This window comes from Sporomusa sp., assembly GCF_057736855.1.
In genome coordinates this window covers 28,179-31,059 of record NZ_JBYKYF010000002.1, presented here as the reverse complement: position 1 = coordinate 31,059, position 2,881 = coordinate 28,179, and the positions used below count along the sequence as shown (strand labels likewise).

2 protein-coding genes are annotated in these 2,881 nt (G+C 47.1%); both read left to right on the top strand.

All coding sequences use genetic code 11. The annotated features are described in order from the left end of the window. Positions 1 to 947 (top strand): efflux RND transporter periplasmic adaptor subunit (locus tag AC29Z1_RS00410; protein ID WP_488269473.1); only part of this gene is annotated, 947 nt, incomplete at its 5' end. Next, positions 944 to 2,881: efflux RND transporter permease subunit (locus tag AC29Z1_RS00405; protein WP_488269472.1), on the top strand; the 1,938-nt coding region annotated here is incomplete at its 3' end. The genes AC29Z1_RS00410 and AC29Z1_RS00405, both read left to right, overlap by 4 nt.

Here is a 2,881-nt window from a genome sequence, read left to right as displayed (position 1 = left end):
TCTTTTCCTCCAGTCTTGAGCCTGTATGGAGTGCCGATATTTCGGCCAAAGTTGACGGACGTATCGATAGTCTTACCGTGGATGAAGGCGATACGGTTACTGCCGGCATGACGATAGCTGTACTGGATATGGGAGAACTGTCAGCCCAGGTTATCCAGGCCGAGGGTAGTCTGTTACAGGCCAAGGCCAACCTTGAACAAGCCGAGCTTGATTATAGTCGGATGGAAAAACTGGCTAAACAAGGGGCTGTATCGGTGCAAACGCTTGATTCAGCGAGAACCAAACGAGATTTAGCTGCAGGCCAGGTGCGAGCGGCTGAGGGGACGTTACGCCTTTACGAAAGTAAACTGACTGGAGCGGTCTTGGTATCACCCCAGGATGGTGTGATTACCAAACGGCATCTGCAAGCCGGATTTTATGCTAAGGCGGGAACCCCTTTGGTTACTGTAGCCAACCTTAACACTCTTTTGGCTAAAGCTACAGTAGGAGAGGCAGAAATAGCCCAACTTACGATCGGTACTCACGTAAAAGTCAAAGTAGATGCGCTTGGCGGACAAGAGTTTGAGGGAACCATAACTCGTTTGTCACCGGCAGCTACTATGCCTTCACGAACGTTTGTTGCCGAAGTAGCTATTCCGAATCATGACAATATTCTTAAAGCAGGTATGTTTGCCAAAGTCGAAGTTCCGGCTCCAGTGCATAAAAATGCCATTGTTGTGCCGGAAACGGCACTAGTGATGCGGGAAGACAGAAAGACAGTGTATGTAGTTACGGCTGACAACAAAGTGCAGCAGCGATTGCTTACGCTGGGATATGTGGGCGGCGGTTGGGCCGAAGTGCTTGACGGTGTTCAAGAAGGCGAGCAAATTGTTGTTGCCGGACAAAATAAGCTCCGAGACGGTTCAAAGATTCGAATAGCTGCGCCAGGGGAGGCTGCAGCTAGATGATTGATGTGTTTATTAAACGACCGGTATTTACCACCATGCTAGTTATGCTGCTGGTCGTATTCGGTCTTAATTCCTATCCCAGTCTGGGGGTTGATTTATACCCGGATGTTGAGTTTCCCATCGTGTTAGTTAGTGTTACTTATACGGGTGCTTCGCCAGAAGAGATGGAAAGTCTGATTACAAAACCTATCGAAGATGCCGTAAGCTCTGTGGCAGGGATTAAGACATTATCCTCGGTGTCGCGGGAGGGTGTGTCGCAAACCACGATTGAATTTGAATTAGGGACCAACACTAAACTGGCTGCGAACGATGTGCGGGAGAAAGTTGCCGGTATTCGCCGGCGGTTGCCTGAGGAGATTGATGAACCTGTTGTCCAACGCTATGACATTACGGCGCAATCGATTCTTACTTTTAGTTTAGCTTCTGAAATCCGGTCGCGGGGTGAAATCCGTAAAATTGCCGAAGACATTGTTAAAGAGCAAATCCAGCAGTTGGATGGGGTAGCCGAGGTTAGTGTATATGGCGCAGCCCAAAGAGAAATTCAAATTCTGGCTGACCCCAGCAAGCTAGAAGCTTATGGTTTATCCTTACAGCAAGTGCTCGATGCGGTAAATAACAATAATGTCAATACACCGGGCGGACATGTCAAAGAAAAAGGCATGGAGTTAACGGTTAGAACCATAGGCAAGTATAAAAGTGTTGATGAGATCAAGCAAATTATCGTACTGAACCAGCAGGGACGGTTAGTGCGGCTGCGGGATGTAGCCGAGGTAGCCGACACTTGGGCAGAAGAACGTAACTATGCCGCAACCAATGGTGTACCCAGCGTAATTGTCAGCATTCAAAAACAATCAGGTACCAATACTGTTGATGTAGCGGAAAAAGTAAAAAAAGCGATGCAGCATTTGGAACAACATGTGTTGCCACCAGATATTAAAATCACCAAAGTACGGGACAACTCTGTTTATATCAGAGATAGTGTGAACGATGTCATGGAGACTATGGTGTTCGGCGGTTTCCTGGCGGTGGCTATTACATTTCTTTTCCTACGAAACACGCGGGCGACTATTATCAGCGCGCTTGCTATTCCGACTTCTGTTATTGCTACTTTCTTTCTGATGAAGGTTATGAATTTTACTCTTAATAATATGTCACTGATGGGGTTGAGTTTGGCAGTAGGTATTCTGATTGATGATGCCATTGTGGTTATTGAGAATATCTTCCGCCATATGGAGCAAGGAAAAACACCGCTGGAAGCGGCGCGTGAAGGAACCCAAGAAATTTCATTGGCTGTGTTGGCGACAACGTTCTCGATTATTGCTGTATTTGTTCCTGTAGGCAATATGGGCGAGATTATTGGTCAGTTTTTTAAACAATTTGGCTTGACGGTGGCCTTTGCTGTTGCCTTCTCTTTGTTTGTTGCCTTTTCGCTGACTCCCATGCTGTCAGCATATTGGCTTAAAGCTCCCGGACAAGAAGGAGGAAAGGGCGGCATCCGCTGGTTAGAGGCCATGCTTGAAAAGTTTGAGCAAGGATTTGAAGCTTTCAAAGAAATCTACCGGCAGGTGTTATACTGGGCGCTGCAGCGCCCCAAGAAAATAGTGGCCTTGGCATTGTTGTCGCTTTTGCTTAATGGACTGCTAGTACAGTTTCTAGGTTCTGAATTTCAACCCACTTATGATTCTGGCGAATTTATTATTAATATGACGGCACCGTCAGGAACGTCCATTGAACGGAGCAAGGAGCTGGCTGCACAGGTTGAGCGGGAAGTTCTGGCAATTCCGGAATTGGAATCAGCATATATGGTTGTAGGCACTAACCGTCAAGTCTATCGTTCCATGATTGGCGTGCGGCTGGTTAGCTCCGGAGAGCGTTCGCGTTCAATGATGGAGATTATGGATGAGCTGCGGATTAAGTTTCGCAATATTGAGGGT